We start from the raw sequence: 16,369 nt of genomic DNA, 5'->3' as shown, positions 1-16,369 counted from the left end.
CATTACCGCGCGGCAGAGGCTCTTAAATTCGGACTTTCGATGTCCGAACCCGGTTTCAACATATTTGTTCTTGGCCTTGATCGCGCTGGCCGCATGACGGCAACACTCGATTACCTCAACAAGGCCATGGAAGAACGCGAAGCCCCTGATGATTGGGTCTATCTGAACAATTTTTCGCGCACCAATCGCCCGCGCCCCTATGCCCTTCCGGCTGGTCAGGGCCAGAAGCTTTTAGCGGCGATGGAAACGCTGATCACGCATCTGCGCGAAGCCTTCGCCTCGGCCTTCAACGCCCCGGCCCACCTGACCGAAACCCAGACACAGACTGAAGAAGCGCGTGCTCAGCTTCGCGAAAAGTTCGATGCGTTGCGTGAATATGCCCGCGAACGCGGTCTGGATGTTCAGGAAAACGAAAAAGGCGTGATGATTGTCGCGCTGAACGAGGAAGGCGAACCGGTTTCCCTTGATGAAATACCCAAGGATCGCCGCAACGAGGCCGAAGACGCGTTTGAGGAAGTCGCCGAAGAAGCCCGCAAAACGCTGCTTTCCACCCGCGACCTCGAAGAACAGATCGCCGATACGCTTGATAGTTTGCGTCGCGGGGCAGCAAAGGTTGTTCTGAAACCGCGCATCAAGAAACTGCGCGACAAATTCACAAGCCCCGGCCTTAAGGCATGGTTCGACGCGCTTGAAAAAGACATTCTCGACAATATCGACGCGTTCGAGGAAGCCAGCGACCAACCCGCCATCGAAAGCGGTGATGGCAAGATCCCCGAAACCGTCGATGATCGCTATGCCGTCAACCTGCTGATTGATCATTCGCGCGATGACCACCCCGATGTCGTACTTGAACCGAGTCCAAGCTACGACAACCTGTTTGGGCAAATTCAGTACCGCCCGATGGGTGGCGGCATGCATCCGCATTTCAGCCTGATCAAGCCGGGCGCCCTTCATCGCGCCAATGGCGGCGTTCTTGTTTTGCGTGCGGAAAGCCTTCTGGAACACGAAGAATGCTGGGGCTTTTTGAAAGCAGCCCTTCGTGACGGTGAAATCCGTATTGAAGAAACCCATAAGGGCGGCCCGCCGACCGCTGGTGCACCGGAACCGCGCCCGATCCCGCTTGATCTCAAGGTGGTTATCGTCGGCGCACCGAAGTTTTATTACACCTTCTTCTCGCTAGATGTGGATTTCCGAAATCACTTCCGGGTCAAGGCAGATATTGATGCCGACATGCCAGCAGCTGGTCGCAACATTTCGATCTATACCGGGCTTCTGCGGGCATCCGCCCTGTCACGCTCCGGCATCCCGGTCGATAATGGTGCAATCCGTCAATTGCTTGGTCAGGCGGCGCGTTGGGCAGGCGAACGTGACAAGCTGACAGCCCAGATTGAACGGGTCGAAGATGTCGCGATCGAGGCCGGCGCACTCAGCAAGGCCGAAGGTCGCGAAACCATTCGTGCCGCAGATGTCAGGCGTGCGATCGAGGAACGTCGCCATCGCAATTCACGCCTTGAAGACCGATCCCATGAACGGGTTCAAAGGCGAGAAATCCTGATCGACAGTTTTGGCAGCGTGGTTGGTCAGGTCAACGCACTGACGGTTCTAGATTACGGCGATCATGCCTTTGGCCTGCCAGCACGCGTGTCGGCTCGGTCTTATGTCGGTAGCCTCGGCGTTTTAAACATCGAACGCATGGTCGATATGTCCGGCCCATTGCAGCAAAAGTCTGTGATGATCATCGAAGGCTTCCTGAAATCACGCTTTGCGCAGGATTTCCCGCTCTCATTCGCCTGTAACGTGACGTTTGAGCAGAACTATGGCGGGATCGAAGGAGATTCTGCCTCGATGGCGGAACTTTGCGCCATCATTTCCGCTGTTTCCAACATCCCGATGCGCCAGAATGTCGGCATTACGGGGTCGATGAACCAGTTTGGCCAAGCACAACCGGTCGGCGGTATTTCCCACAAGATCGAAGGTTTCTATCGCATTTGCGCCGATCAGGGTTTTACCGGTGATCAGGGCGTGATCATTCCTTCGGCCAATGCGGAAAACGTTGTCCTGCGCGAAGAAGTCGTTCAGGCCATTCGCCAGGGCAAATTCAACATCTGGACCGTGGAACACATCAATGATGCGATTGAGCTTCTGACCGGAATGGCAACAGGTGACCGGACAGATGGTCAATATGCGCCAGACACAGTCTATGGCAAAGCCATGGAACGCCTGCGCAACAATGATCAGATTTTGCGCGAACGCCATGCATATGGTTCGCGCACGGAGATGTAGGAATGGCGAAACCACCCCACGCATATCCAACCCCTGCGACACAGTTTTCGCAGGCGATTGGCTTTGCCGGAATGTGGGGTGGCTTTCCTTTTTCGGGCATCTTTGCTGCGGCACTAATGGCCGCCATGATCTTTAATATCGGTGCAGTGGCACAATCGCTTGCGCCTGAAACAGGACCAACCGGGATCGATATCATCCCGACGGATTTGCCTGCCCGCGCATCAAGTGTGCGATCAGGCAATCAGCCGCTAAGCCTCCTGCCCGGAACAATTCCGACTGAAACCCGGCTTGAGGAAGAAATCGAAATCCCCTCTTTGGCAGATCAGTATCAACGTACGATCAACGGAAAACCCCCAATCCGTTCGGTCCAACCGGTCCGTCAAAGAACACCAAACCCCACGGAAACTCGGATTACCCCGGCGGCTTCACCAACTTCCCCTGCGAACCAGACCACACAGCCCGCTGTAACCGTGCAACGCACGACGGCATCTGGTCATGTTGAAACAGCAACGCCTGCGTCGGCAGTCAGCGGTGGTGGCTTCCGGATCCAGCTTGGTGCCTTTCGCGACACATTTACCGCTGAAACCTATTGGGCAAGCTTCAGCATCCGCTATCCGGAATTGGCTAAATCGCACGACAAAAAAATCGTATCCGCCGATCTCGGCAGTCAAGGCATCTACCACCGGCTGCAGCTTGCAGGATTTGAAGACCCGGAGTCTGCACAAAAACAATGCCGCCAGCTGAAAGCTGACGGCACGGATTGTTTTGCAACTGCGCGCTAGACAAAGGCTCAGTCAGCGGGTGCAAGCAGGACAATCTTGTCAACGATCAGGGTTGTTGCCTCGGTACAGGTTGTCATCAGTGCCAGATGGCCGGTGATGCGTACTTTGTCGCCCGGGCGCAGCCTGCTTGCCTTGTTGGCGAGTGCATATAGGGTCCCGTCTTCGGCACGGAACGTAACGCATTCCTGCCCCTGATCGGTGATTTCACCACCAACCGTAAAGTTTTCTTTTTGCAGGAACGAACACCCTGCCAACGCCAGAGCCACACCCGCAACAGCGATTTTTCGCGCCAATCCGGCCCCAAAAAGGTACTTCATCCGTCGTGCTCCTTTGCGTGATCGACAGTGCTTCGTCACAAATACGCTTCATGTGCGTTAATGTTCTTGTAACGCCATGAAAGATAGAATGGTTCCACCCCTTTTAAGGGTTTCGGTATCCAATGTCATTGAGAACAAGACGCCCAATGGAAAAGTCGCAGATAGATTTGTTGATAGAGCTTGCTGCTGATTTTCAGCATCAGACGGCAATCAACAATCGCGCGACCGAAGAAACAGATGAAAGCGAACAACGTAGTGCGCTTTCGACATTGGTTGATCTTGCCCGTGACATGCAAACCCGAATTGATCAGCAGCAAAACCGCATCAGACAGCTTGAACTCATGGTCGAAACAGATGAGTTGACCGGGCTTTATAACCGTCGCGGCTTCATGAAGCGCACCCGCGAGGCAATATCACGCGCGTCACGAACCGACGAACGCGGCATTCTGGTCATTGCCGATCTTGATGGTTTCAAACAAATCAATGACATGCACGGGCATGCTGCGGGGGACGCCGTCCTACGACACTTTGGTCAGAACCTGCGCACGCACACCCGGTCTGATGATTTTGTTGCCCGCTTTGGCGGCGACGAATTTGCCATCCTGATGACCGGTAGCGATCCTGCCGCAGCGGCAAAACGGATTGTACAGCTTCAGAACGCGACCGAGCGTTTCCCGCTGATATGGCAGAGCAAGGCATTGTCGATCAGGGCAAGCTTCGGTCACGCATCATTTGGCGCAAAATGCGATATTGCCGATCTGATCCGCGAAGCAGATGAAGCCATGTATGATCAGAAGCACAGCCGCCGCGAGGCAACAGAGCCCCGTAAAGCCGATCATAACGCAGCCTGACATCCGATAAGACAGGCTGTCGGCTTCCCCTAACCTTCCTCGTCGATTATATACTCTGCTGCGCGCAGCCCGGTCATGAATGCCCCATGGGTTGTACCGGCATAGTCAAAGATCGTGTGTTCACCAGCCAAGATCAGTCGATCTGAAATCGGCTCTCCGAGATCGTCAAAATCAGATTTTCGGTTCCCCGGACGCGGAAAAGCATATGCGCCAAGTGTGAATGGATCGGTGGCCCAGTGGGTTGCCAGAACATCAATCGGCTCTGTCACGTCATCTTCCCAAACCGTGCGCAGCACATCGAGTGCATCTTCAACCATTTCCGCATCCGTCATACGATCAGCCGTCAATGCATAATCCCCGACACTTAGCCCTAGCAGGATATTCTCATCTGAAAACGTTCGGTAACTCAGCCAATAGTTCCACCGCCCTTTCGGCTCGGTTGTGATGCCGAAATACTGGGTTTCGATATCCCAGAACGGTTCCTCGAACTTCAGCGCGAGTTTGGTCACACTGCCAAAGCCGAGATTTTCGATGGAATCGCGATAGCTGCCGGGAAGTTCGGGCGTAAACTGGATATTGTTAGCTTTCAGAACACCGAGTGGAACCGAACAAATGCAATAGTCAGCCTCGAAAGTTCCCTGATCGGTGGTGATCACCACACCCTCATCGGCACTGTAATCAATTGCCGAAACCACATGGGAAAGCTTGATATCAAGCCCCTCTTTCAGAGGATTTAAAATCTCGTCATAGCCGGATGTGACGACGACATCCGCACCGTCAAATGCCTCATCCCAGTTAAATAGGGGCGCTGACAATTTTTCGATCGCCCCACCCTTCGAAAATTCGGTAAAGGCAGAAAAAGCCCACATGATCCCCGGATCATCAAGATACGCCGGACGATAGTCCTTGATCGCTTGCAAAAGACTGCGCGGGTCATTTACCTCATAGGTGCCGTCGATGTGTTCAAGAACCCCTTCCCAGGCATCGACAATTCTCTCGACCTCATCCTCATCATATTCATAGCCGTTGATGTCAAAGAACACTGCGTTCTCATCGTCGGTGACGGCATATCGGGCATTAACCGCATCGGCGAGTTGCTTGGTCGGATTATCCGACGACGGACCGTGGATCCATCCGGCACCGACTTCAAACGGTGCGCCCATAGACCAGTCTGTCAAAAGGCGACCACCGGTATGGTCCTTTGCCTCAAGCACGGTCACTGTGGCCCCGTGCTTACGCAACAAGTTCGCCGCACCGAGCCCGGCAATACCTGCACCGACCACAATCACAGAAACATTTTCCAGCGCATGGGCGCTTTTGATGGCAAACCTTGATGCAAACGCGACAGCCCCGCTTGCCATCAGGACAGACTTCATAAATCGGCGGCGGTTGATGTTTCGGCTTAACACAGCGACCTCACTAAGCTGATGATGCAGTTTCCCGGACAGAAGGTGGAAGGCGCAGAAAACTGTCCAATTCAGAGTTGATAGAACAATCGAAAAAACATCAAGCCTCAATGTCTGCGACGGCATTGAGGTGAAAGTCAGCGTCGCTCGACTGTCGCTTAGAATTGATCGACACTCAGCCCCTTGCGACGTGTCAGAAATCGATCTTTTGAAGCCGGAATGTTTTTTTTGCCATATCAAGTGCAAATCCTTCATATCCTTTGTAAGATCGCTATTTATGAGAGACAGGCAAAGCTGCGGCTTAGAAAAACAAACAGGCGGCTTACGATGACGGGTCGAAAATGACGGACAGCACCGGCCACTCGGCGGAAACGAATGACCAAGACCTTCTGGCAGCCATGGCATTCTGCTGGGCTGACATGCTTCTTGAGGTCGATGAGAACGGCTATATTCTGTTTGTCGCAGGCGCGACCGAGAGCCTTCTGGGATGCACGCCTGACCGCTTGATCGGCGAAGCCTTCGAGAAAATTGTTGTTAAGTCTGAACGTCCTTTGCTGCGCGCCTATCTTCACGGCGGCACTGGGCTGAAACGCCTTGAAGAGCTTGATCTTGATTTCCAGCTTTGCGAGTCCGATGGCAAACCGGTTCAGGAAGCTGTGCCGCTGTCACTCAGCGGCTATATGATCGCCGACCCTTCAAGCCGCTATTACATCGCAGCGCGCCACCGCGCCATTCGTCCTCGCGCCAGATCGGGCATTGACCGTATCATTTTGCAAAATGCCGTCATCCGTCAGAACATGAACGCCGAAACCAGCCAGACCGGTTCGGTTGGTGATCTTTCAAGCATGAACTACCATAACGAAGCCTTGGTCGTGCTCGAAAACCTGGCGGCTTCGCGCTCCCAGGCGGAAACGGCCGCAACCAATGAATTGGCACGTCTGATCGGAATTGGCGCCAAGCAATTCAATGCCAGTGTGGTTAAGGATCAGGAACAGTCACGACGACCGCACAAAATTCATCCGGTTGATGAACCGATGATCGAGCTCGAACGCCGTATCGTGGCCTATGCCAGTGCGCTGCGCGCCGACCTTGAGGAAATCGATAAAACCACCTCGGCCGAGAGTATCAGTGGATTGATGTCGTTGACCAACACCTCGGGCGTTAACGGCAAAAATACCAAAAAGTCCAAAACAGCAGACTTGTTTGGCAATGACTATGAAAGTGCTCGGAACATCCATCATTTCGATACCGAGAATGCCGAAAGTGACAGGGATACCAACCTGACACGGGCAGTTGCCTATGCGCTCAACCGGATGCAGCGCAAGGCACAGAATGACGTCACCGCCGCCCGCCTTTCGGCAAGCCTGCCGCACCTGATCAACGAAACACTGAAGTCCGTGCGTGCCTTCCGCGAGATTGTGGAAAATGGGTCCTTTGCGGTTGCATTGCAGCCGATAGTCCATCTTGGCAATCGGGAAATGCATCATTTCGAAGCATTGGCGCGCTTTAACATCGGCGACAGCACGCTGGCTGTTGACCAGATCATTCATTTTGCCGAGGGAACCGGTCTGATTACCGAGTTTGATCTGGCAATGTGCAGCAAGGTTCTTGATCACCTGCGCGACAATCCTGACAGCATCCCCTATCCGGTTGCCGTCAATCTTTCCGGCCACTCGCTTGAACAGGCCGGTTTCATGCCAGCCCTGATCGAATTGCTTGGCGACTATGACATCCCTTCGGAACAAGTCCTTTTCGAAGTTACCGAAACGTCGCGTATTCGTGGATTGACCGATGTGAATAACGGGTTGCAGATGCTGCGCGCCCGTGGCCATGCCATTTGTCTTGATGACTTTGGTGCCGGGGCTGCCAACTTCGAATATCTGAGTGCGCTTGATGTCGACATTATCAAGTTTGATGGCGGGGCGATGAGAACTGCGCTTGCCAATCCCAAAGGGCGCGCATTTCTTAAGGCAACCGCACTGCTTTGTCGCGATCTTGGTATTCATACAATCGCCGAAATGATCCACGATCAGGCCAGTTACGAACTGGTATGTGATCTGGGTATCGACTATGGTCAAGGCTATCATCTGGGGCCGCCAATCACGATTGGCAGCGAAGATGATTATCACAAGACCAATCTCGCCAGCTCAAATAGTAGTGCCGACACCGACGATCAGAACGCGTCGACCACAACAGGAGGACGCGCATGACTTCCCGTCATCCGGTGGATCCGCAAAACCAGAACACAAACTTTGCAGACGATCTGACAAACTACGACGCCGACGTGTTTACCCTTGACCCCAAAGTCATGGCCGAGGCCGAGGCCCCCGTCATCGTGATGGACGCAAAGGGTGTGCCGCTATTTGCCAACAAAAATGCTGTCGGTTTTGCCAATGGCATTCGTGACGGCCTGTTCCCGGAAATTTATCAACTGATCCGACGCGCCCTGACCACACCGGGCGGTGTGGTTGAACTGATGACCTTTGAAGTCCAGCGCGGTACGGCGACATTGGAGCTAACTGCCCTGCCGACCACAAAGAACGAGGTCATGATCCTGCCGCGTGATGTCAGCATGGATCGGAACTTGCGTGAAGCCCTGATCGACTCACGCCAGCGCTATCGCGACATTGTCGAAGTCTCGTCCGCCTTTGCCTGGGAAACGGATGAAACAGGCAAGTTTATCTTTGTCTCGCCGCGCGGGGCACTTGGATACCGTGCCGATGACATCGTCGGACGTTTCCCGGGGAAATTCCTGCTTGATACTGCCGATCAGGACAGCGAACACGTATTTCGCAGCCAGAAGGCCGTGCGCGATGTCCCGGTTTGGTTCCGCCGTTCGAACGGACGCGATGCGTGTCTTTCGGTTTCATCGACGCCCGTCTATTCGCGTGAAGGGGTCTGGATTGGCGCACGTGGTCTTGCCCACGACATTACCGAACAGCGCCGCCGCGAAAGCGAAGTCGCAACCGCCCGAAATCGTGACCGCCTGATGACCTATATCGTGCGCACCATGCGTGATGAAATTGATCCACTTATGGTCCTTAAGGGCGCGTCAGAGGCCAGCACGCGTGCATTGGCCTGTTCCCATTGCGTTATTTTCAAACGCAATGATGAAACCGGCGACCTTGAACTGGCCGCTGGTGATGCAGACAAGACGGCCAACGAGATCGCCCATCAGGCGCTTCATCAGATGCAGAAAACGAATGAAACGTTCGATGCCCATGTCGGGAATTACCGGCTCATTGGTCTTCGTTGCCATTATCATCAGCGCAATAATGGCGCTGTGATCTTTATGTTTGATGCGGATCACCCGGAACCCACCGACGGCGAGCGTGCCATCATGACCGAGGTTGCCGATCAGGTCGGTATCGCCATTGAACAGGCCATCCAGCATGAACGCATCCTGACGCTTTCACGTACCGATGGCATGACCGGACTTCTGAACCGTCGCGCGTTCTTTGAGGAACTCAAACGTCGCCACAGTCGCCTGCGCCGTGAAAATGCGCCTGCGGCTTTGATGTATGTCGATATGGACAACTTCAAACTGGTCAATGATATCCATGGCCATCAGGCAGGTGACGACGCCATTCTTACGCTAACGCAAGTGTTACTTGATAATGTGCGCCCATCTGATCTTGTAGCCCGTCTTGGTGGCGACGAATTTGTTCTGTGGCTGGAAGGTGCCGATATTCCGGCCGCGTCGGCACGCGCCAAGACCCTGATGAAGGAAAGTGCCGTTCTTGGAAAATATTCCGGTGATGCCGAACATCCATTGGGCATTTCCGTGGGTATTGCGGTTCACGAACCTGATTCAAAAGAAACGCTTGAACAACTTGTGCAACGCGCAGATCAGACCATGTATCAAGTCAAGAAACTTGGCAAAGGCCGTTTTGGTATCGCTGCCGCGCCAGGGTCAAAAGACCCGGCAAAAATCGAAGTTTAGGAGGAATGCCCGATGAAGGGATTTTTGCAGCGGGTATTTACCAAGCGAAGCGAAACGCCAATCACCTATGACGAAGCCAAGGAAATGGCGGCAAGCCCGGATGCAGATGTTCGCGGCAAATTGGCACAACGCCATGATACCCGCCCTGAAATCCTGTATTTCCTCGCGACTGACCACGATTCTTCCGTTCGTCGTCACATTGCAGCCAACCAGGCGACGCCTGTTCAGGCCGATGTCCTTCTGACCGATGACAGCGATGACAGTGTCCGTGGCAGTTTGGCGGAAAAAATCGCGCATCTCTCTGCCGGCCTGACCGCCCATGAAACCGATAAACTGCGCCGCATGACTTACGAGGCGCTCGACAAGCTTGTCCGTGACCAGGCTGTTCATGTCCGCCAAGTGATCTCTGAAACCCTCAAAGATATTGCCGACGCCCCGCAGCCAATCATTCAGCAGCTCGCACGCGACGCCGAAAGTGTCGTTTCTGGCCCGGTCTTGCAGTATTCGCCGGTTCTGACCGAGGAAGATCTGCTTGAAATCATTGAAGGCAGCTCTGGTCGTGGTGCGCTCAGCTTTGTGTCGCGTCGCAGAAACGTTGGTGAAAAGCTTGCCGATGCCATTGCCGCAAGCAGTGACAAGGATGCGATTTCCCATCTGCTTGGCAACAAGTCTGCACAGATCCGCGAAGAAACGCTTGATCAACTGATTGATCGCGCACCGGACTACCCGGAATGGCACGAACCCCTTGTCAAACGTCCAACGCTGACACCGACCGCGGCCGGGAAACTGGCACGTTTTGTCGCCGAAAACCTGATCAGTGTGCTGGAACGCCGCAAAGACCTGAAAAAGGACCAGCTTGATGCGGTCCGTGAAGTCGTGCAACGCCGTATCGCATCTGGCGAGTTCGAAAAGCGCGAAGACGTTGCGACCGATGCGAAAAAGATCAAGGCTGACAAGGACAAGGCCAAACCGTCGGACAAGGCGGAACCGAAGTCTGACAAAAAAGGCGTGGTCGCAGAAGACGGCGACGAAGAGGAAGGCGAGCCTGCCTTTGAAAAGGCACTTGCCATGCATGCCAAGAAAAAGCTGACCGATCAGGAAGTGGCAAAAGCGCTGGCTGCAAACGATGTCAAATTCGCCCGCGCATCGCTGGCCGTTCTGGCCGGAATTTCGCCCGACGCCGTATCAAAGGTGCTTAACACCCATTCGGCAAAAGGCGTTGTATCCTTGGCATGGAAGGCTGGCCTTCCGGCCGATCTTGCTGTGAAAATTCAGGTCAAGCTTGGTCATGTTCCACCGAGCCAGACACTTAATCCCCGCAGCGGCAATCAATATCCGCTGAGCGAGGATGACATGAATTGGCAGCTTGAATTCTTCACCGGCATGGCGACCAGCGGCGCACGCTAAGGTCCACCGCTATTGGTCATTCCTTCTACTGGACCTCTTTCAGGTTCGCCGGGCGTTCCATGCTGATATGGGCGATACCATCTTCGTCATATTCGTCACCGAATTGCACGAAGCCGAGGCTTTCATAAAAACCTCGAAGATATAGCTGCCCGTTCAGGTAGATCGGTTTGCCTGCAAACTGCTTTTCACAAACCTCAATCGCACGGCGCATCACTTCGCGGCCAATGCCCTGCCCGCGCAAACGATCACTGGTGACAACGCGGCCAATCGCAGGACGGTCACCTTGTTCTGCATGATCGGGATCAATGCCCGGGGCCACAATCCGGGCCGCAGCCAGAACATCGTCACCTTCATAGGCAACGATGTGCCTGCATCGCGGGTCAAGCCCGTCTATGTCGGGAAATATGCAGGTCTGCTCGATAATGAAAATCTGCTGGCGAAGCTTCAAAAGGCTGTGCACGTGTCGCGCGGACAGATCATCAAAATCACAATCCAGCCAAGTCAGATTAGGTGGGGTTGGCGACATTCAGGGAACTTTCATCGTGTGGGGCGCTTTAAAACCCGGTCTCAGGTACCGGATTTTTCAATGTGATAGATAAAAACATCTTCGTCCTGTTCAGACGATATCAGTCGATTACCGGTCATCTCGCAAAAGGCTTTCATATCGGCGACAGAACCGGGATCGGTCGCAAGGACTTGCAGAATCCCGCCATCCTTGACGTCACGCAGTGCTTTTTTTGCCTTCAGAACGGGCATCGGGCACATCAGTCCGCGCGCGTCGAGAATTGCATCATGGGAACCACTTGAAGATGTCGACATAAGAAACCTTATAAAAAATACGAAACCGGTCCGATATAGCGGCAATTGGCGATTGTTGCATTTGCACAATATGTTAGACTGAACCACAACAATCAATCAAACGCTGTTAGCCCGCCCGCGATGCAAATCTATCTCCCGATTGCCGAGATATCGGTAAATATATTTCTGATCTTGGGACTGGGCGGCGGGGTCGGCTTCTTGTCGGGTCTTTTTGGCGTTGGTGGCGGCTTTCTGATTACGCCGCTTTTGATTTTCTACGGTATTCCCCCGGCCGTATCCGTGGCAACTGCCGCGAACCAAATCGTCGCATCTTCTGTATCGGGTGTGTTCGCCCATTGGAAGCGCGGCAATGTCGACCTCAAGATGGGCCTGGTTCTTCTGGCAGGCGGTATTGTCGGGTCGACCGTTGGTGTCTGGGTGTTTGCCTGGTTACGTTCGCTTGGTCAGATCGATCTGGTCATTTCGCTCTGTTACGTGATCTTCCTTGGTATCATCGGCGGTATGATGCTGTTTGAAGCCACACGCGCCATTTTCCGTACACGGCGTCGCGGCGGCCAAATCCGCCGATCCAAGAAACATCAACACAGCTTTATTCACGGCCTGCCCTTGAAGATGCGGTTTTACCGCTCCGGGCTTTATATCAGCGCCCTGTTGCCGCTTGCCGTTGGTTTCTTTGTCGGCATGCTGACCGCATTGATGGGGGTTGGTGGCGGCTTTGTGATGGTGCCGGCCATGATCTATCTGTTGGGCATGCCGACCGGGGTTGTCATTGGCACATCGCTGTTTCAGATCATCTTTGTCACGGCCAACGTCACCTTCCTGCAATCGGTGCAAACCCAGACGGTTGATGTGGCCCTTGCCATCCTGTTGCTGATTGGCGGGGTTATCGGCGCACAGTTTGGTGCGCAGTTTGGCTCCCGCCTCAAGGCAGAGCATCTTCGTGCCCTGCTCGGCCTTTTGGTTTTGTCGGTCTGCCTGAAGCTTCTGTTTGATCTGGTGATTACACCAAGCGACCTTTATTCCGTTATGCCGGGGGATCTGTGATGACAGTACCCTTAGCCATTCGGGTCGCTTTTATGATTGCCCTAGCGCTGCCGCTTTTGAGTATCGGGGCTGGCCCCAAAAAGGCATCTGCTGACCCGCTGGTTGTCGATTTGTCCAACCATCTTGTTGCTATCACCACCGGATTTACCGGAACCAACGTTCTGTTGTTTGGCGCGGTCGAAGAAGAAGGTGACGTCGTCGTCACCGTGCGTGGCCCGGATCAGGACATGGTGGTCCGAAAAAAAGAGCGTAAAGTCGGCATTTGGGTTAACAGCGAAAGCGCACGCTATAAGAACGTGCCTGCCTATTATGCCAGCGCATCAAACCGCCCGATGGATATCATCGCATCCCCCGAAGTCTTGCTTGATTATCGCATTGGCCTTCAAAACCAACGCTTTATCGGCGAAAGCAAGTTGAGCGATGATGATCAAAAAGTCTATCGCGAGGCGCTGGTGCGCAATATGCAAGGTGCTGGTCTGTTTGGGGAACGCCCGGCCAAAATCAGTTTTCTGTCCAATCAGCTGTTTCGAACTGACATCCATTTTCCGGCCAATACCCCTACGGGAACCTATACCATCAATGTGTATCTGATCCGGGATGGCCGCGTTGCCAGCGTCAAAACCACACCACTGGTTGTTTCAAAAACCGGCATCAGTGCCGAGGTTTATGAATTCGCTCATCGCTACTCGGCCCTTTACGGCATTATTGCCGTGATCATCGCCGTGGTTGCGGGCTGGATTGCCAGTGTCGTATTCCGCAAACGCTAACAGCGTGCGGGCCTGCTCACCCTCAAAACGCGCATTAACGGTCCTTGCGACTTCGCAACCGCAGCATTACCTCAATCAATAACGCAACGCATAAATCTTTGTCGCTATTACCAAAAATCACTTGGAAACCGGCATTGAGTTGCGGCACAATTTGACTGTCCGCTCGTAACAACAGTCCCACATCTGTTCAGTGTCGCAGCGGTTGAGTGCAACTGTTCAGAGAACCCATATGCCTTCTTTTGATGCCGATCAGGAACTTCGTGCGACTTCGAACAGGACATTTCTTGTTGTCGTGGATGACAGCGACGAGATGACCAAGGCATTGCGTTATGCCTGCCGTCGCGCACAACATACCGGCGGTCGTGTCGCCCTTCTCAGCGTCATTGAACCGGCCGAGTTCCAGCACTGGATGGCGGTTGGCGATCTGATGAAGGAAGAAGCCCGTGACGAGGCAGAATCCCGTGTGAACGAGTTGGCCGCCTATGTGCATGAACAAACCGGAAGCATGCCGCTTCTGTTCATCCGCGAAGGACGTCTCAAGGACGAATTGTTGAACCTTCTTGACGAAGAAGAACAGATTTCCATTCTGGTCCTTGCCGCAGGCACAACAAGTGAAGGCCCCGGCCCGCTGATCACGGCATTGACCAAAAGCGATACCGTCGGTCAATTGCGCCTGCCATTGACCATTGTGCCAGCGGCCCTTTCCGAAGCCGACATTGACGCGTTGAGCTAACCTTAACCCGTCGTCGGCGTCCTAGCTTTTGACAGGACCACGTCCGAAAATCCGGCGCAACAACGCACCCCAAAGCGCAAAACTGCCTGCCGGTTTTGATGCGTTATCTATCCCGGTTGTGTAAAGCACACGGATCAGCGCATCACGTACGTCGCCGGCGGGCTCCGGCGTGAAATCGAGTGTCAGGACGAGCTGTTTCTGATCATTCACAAAGGCCCGCGCCAGTTTGGCGTCTAGCGGCGGCAGTTCTTCGGCATCGAGCTTGATTAATGCCCCCTTCTGGAACCTGTCACGATCAATATCCGTTACAGGGCTCATCGCGCGTGCGCCGCCCAATGACATATCGGTGATCGTCATATCAAGCGGGTCATCGTTACTGTTTGCCGTAATCTTTGCCCGCAAACTGGTCGGGAACCGTTCCTGTTGGCGCTGTACCGGGCTTTCAAAACAAATCAAAATCGCAACAAGCAATGTCAGCGAATTGATTGCGGCCCATAATCCCCCAACAAGCAGAAAGTCGGCGTTATCAATGATCCGGATGTCGGTGTTGATGTTGTAAAAGAACCCGCCAATCGTCAAAACGAACAGTACGCCCAGAATGATTGCCTCGGTCCTAGAGTTCCCCACCCCGGACTGGGATCCCTTGGGTGTCACCTTGAACGGGCGCCCGAACGGTCGGATCAAAGATGACACAACAATTGGAAACAGCCTGAGGGATACCAGCACTGCGGGCCCTTCATTGACGATAGGATAGGCTTGCCTGCCATTGTGCCACATCGCCGTTGCCCAGCCGCCGATCAAAACCGGCAATTGCCAATAGAAAATTTCCCAACTTCGCGCATTTTCAAGCGGTTGCAGGCCAAACCAGAAATAAAAAATCGGGATCATGATCACCAGCAAGCGCGCCGGGATATGAAACACCCAATAGATCGGAAACAGCAATATCCGCTGCCAAAGCGAAAGCCCCGGCCCCAGCGGCCCCGCCTTTAAAAACAACGTTTGAATACCACCCTGACACCAGCGTTCACGCTGGGTGTGGAATGCAAGAAGGCTCTCGGCCGCAAGACCGATGGACAGTTTTTCATTGAGGTAACGGGTGCGATAGCCTTCGCGCAGCATCTCAAGCGAGGTCAGGATATCTTCGGTAATGGACGCGGTCGGCACACCACCGATGGCATCCAGCGCCTTGCGCCGCATGACCATGCAAGATCCACAACAAAACATTGAGTCCCATGCATCAACGGACGGCGCAATATGATCAAAGAATAGCCTTTGTTCATCCGGCCACCGATCGGCAATCCAAAGATTGCGCTGCATCGGGTCCTTGTTGAAGAAATGCTGTGGCGTCTGGACGATACCAATTGTCGGGTCTTCGAAAAATCCGACCACGCGTTTCAGGAAGTGGCGATAAGCCACGAAATCTGCATCAAAAATACAGACAAGGTCACCACTGGAATGTGCCAGCCCATTGTTTACATTACCGGCCTTGGCATGGGTCCCGTCCTTGCGTGTAAGGTACTTGGCCCCCTTTTCCTTGCAGAAATCACGCAACCAGTCCCGCTTGCCGTCATCTAGCACCCAGACAGTCTTGTTCGGGTAATCAATCGCCAAGGCACCGACAATGCTGCGCTCAAGCACATCAAGCGGTTCGTTGTAACTTGGAATGAAGACATCGACGCTTGGCCAGCTTTCGACCGGCCGGGCGGACAATCTGGCATAGGCCTGATCGGCTTCAGCACTGCGATCTACGATTTTGCAGTGAATAAGCGACTGACGCAGCATGTCACACAGAAACACGATTTCGATCGCAAACAGGAAAACAATCCACCAGCCCTGAAACGTGGTGAGGTCGGCTGGCAAAACTGTTTCGGTGATCCGCCACGGCAAATACCGCGCAATCAGCGCGATCAGGAAAACCACAACCAGCCAACGCGCCCATAACCGGTCACGACGCAGAAAGGGTGACGCCAGCATCATGACACCGACAACAAGTGCCAGCGGTGCGAATTGCGCCATC

General features: G+C 53.9%; 14 protein-coding genes. 9 read left to right on the top strand and 5 right to left on the bottom strand.

Annotated features, from left to right (window positions below; all coding sequences use genetic code 11):
- Positions 1-39 precede the first annotated feature (39 nt).
- Both TH4_RS09600 and TH4_RS09595 read left to right on the top strand, forming a co-directional pair.
- Positions 40-2,283 (top strand): ATP-binding protein, encoded by a 2,244-nt coding sequence (locus TH4_RS09600; protein ID WP_245227809.1) that lies wholly within the window; start codon positions 40-42, stop codon positions 2,281-2,283.
- Between the two features lie 71 nt (positions 2,284-2,354).
- Positions 2,355-3,065 carry an SPOR domain-containing protein gene (locus TH4_RS09595; protein WP_167351209.1) on the top strand — a complete coding sequence of 237 codons (711 nt, stop codon included), beginning with the start codon at positions 2,355-2,357 and terminating at the stop codon, positions 3,063-3,065.
- Between the two features lie 8 nt (positions 3,066-3,073).
- Here the strand turns inward: TH4_RS09595 and TH4_RS09590 are convergent, their stop codons facing one another.
- Complete coding sequence (locus TH4_RS09590; protein ID WP_008890840.1) at positions 3,074-3,382, bottom strand: DUF5818 domain-containing protein; 309 nt, start codon at positions 3,380-3,382, stop codon at positions 3,074-3,076.
- Between the two features lie 146 nt (positions 3,383-3,528).
- Between TH4_RS09590 and TH4_RS09585 the strand changes: the two genes are divergently transcribed.
- Positions 3,529-4,233, top strand: coding sequence for a GGDEF domain-containing protein (locus TH4_RS09585; protein WP_064780856.1), 705 nt, complete (start codon positions 3,529-3,531; stop codon positions 4,231-4,233).
- Between the two features lie 29 nt (positions 4,234-4,262).
- Here the strand turns inward: TH4_RS09585 and TH4_RS09580 are convergent, their stop codons facing one another.
- Positions 4,263-5,594 carry a flavin monoamine oxidase family protein gene (locus TH4_RS09580; RefSeq protein WP_064781033.1) on the bottom strand — a complete coding sequence of 444 codons (1,332 nt, stop codon included), beginning with the start codon at positions 5,592-5,594 and terminating at the stop codon, positions 4,263-4,265.
- Between the two features lie 386 nt (positions 5,595-5,980).
- Here TH4_RS09580 and TH4_RS09575 point away from each other — a divergent pair, with 386 nt between their 5' ends.
- The 3 genes from TH4_RS09575 to TH4_RS09565 are packed head-to-tail and all read left to right on the top strand — an operon-like array spanning position 5,981 to position 10,989.
- Positions 5,981-7,849, top strand: coding sequence for an EAL domain-containing protein (locus tag TH4_RS09575; RefSeq protein ID WP_064780854.1), 1,869 nt, complete (start codon positions 5,981-5,983; stop codon positions 7,847-7,849).
- Positions 7,846-9,582: a sensor domain-containing diguanylate cyclase gene (locus TH4_RS09570; protein ID WP_064780851.1), complete on the top strand. Its 1,737-nt coding sequence runs from the start codon at positions 7,846-7,848 to the stop codon at positions 9,580-9,582. Before TH4_RS09575 ends, TH4_RS09570 begins: the two co-directional genes overlap by 4 nt.
- 12 nt (positions 9,583-9,594) lie before the next feature.
- Complete coding sequence (locus TH4_RS09565; protein WP_064780849.1) at positions 9,595-10,989, top strand: DUF2336 domain-containing protein; 1,395 nt, start codon at positions 9,595-9,597, stop codon at positions 10,987-10,989.
- 25 nt (positions 10,990-11,014) lie between these two features.
- Here the strand turns inward: TH4_RS09565 and TH4_RS09560 are convergent, their stop codons facing one another.
- Complete coding sequence (locus TH4_RS09560) at positions 11,015-11,515, bottom strand: GNAT family N-acetyltransferase (protein WP_064780847.1); 501 nt, start codon at positions 11,513-11,515, stop codon at positions 11,015-11,017.
- 41 nt (positions 11,516-11,556) lie between these two features.
- Positions 11,557-11,808: a sulfurtransferase TusA family protein gene (locus TH4_RS09555; RefSeq protein WP_064780844.1), complete on the bottom strand. Its 252-nt coding sequence runs from the start codon at positions 11,806-11,808 to the stop codon at positions 11,557-11,559.
- 120 nt (positions 11,809-11,928) lie between these two features.
- On the opposite strand from TH4_RS09555, the gene TH4_RS09550 reads away from it, so the two are divergent.
- The 3 genes from TH4_RS09550 to TH4_RS09540 all read left to right on the top strand — a co-directional run bounded on the left by TH4_RS09550 (position 11,929) and on the right by TH4_RS09540 (position 14,352).
- Positions 11,929-12,852, top strand: a complete 924-nt coding sequence (locus TH4_RS09550; RefSeq protein WP_008890848.1) for a sulfite exporter TauE/SafE family protein — start codon at positions 11,929-11,931, stop codon at positions 12,850-12,852.
- The gene (locus tag TH4_RS09545; RefSeq protein ID WP_064780842.1) at positions 12,852-13,619 is read left to right on the top strand and encodes a TIGR02186 family protein; all 768 of its coding nucleotides are present in this window, start codon (positions 12,852-12,854) and stop codon (positions 13,617-13,619) included. The genes TH4_RS09550 and TH4_RS09545 overlap by 1 nt, the downstream gene beginning before the upstream one ends.
- Before the next feature lie 229 nt (positions 13,620-13,848).
- Positions 13,849-14,352: a universal stress protein gene (locus tag TH4_RS09540; protein ID WP_008890850.1), complete on the top strand. Its 504-nt coding sequence runs from the start codon at positions 13,849-13,851 to the stop codon at positions 14,350-14,352.
- Positions 14,353-14,373: 21 nt separating this feature from the next.
- Here TH4_RS09540 and TH4_RS09535 read toward each other — a convergent pair whose 3' ends face one another.
- Complete coding sequence (locus TH4_RS09535) at positions 14,374-16,368, bottom strand: glycosyltransferase (protein WP_167727154.1); 1,995 nt, start codon at positions 16,366-16,368, stop codon at positions 14,374-14,376.
- Between the last annotated feature and the right edge of the window lies 1 nt (position 16,369).

This window comes from Thalassospira tepidiphila MCCC 1A03514 (assembly GCF_001662875.1).
In the GTDB taxonomy this organism is placed as follows: Bacteria; Pseudomonadota; Alphaproteobacteria; order Rhodospirillales; family Thalassospiraceae; genus Thalassospira; species Thalassospira tepidiphila.
The sequence above is the reverse complement of the archived record's forward strand: the minus strand, read 5'-3'. Positions and strand labels throughout refer to the sequence as shown.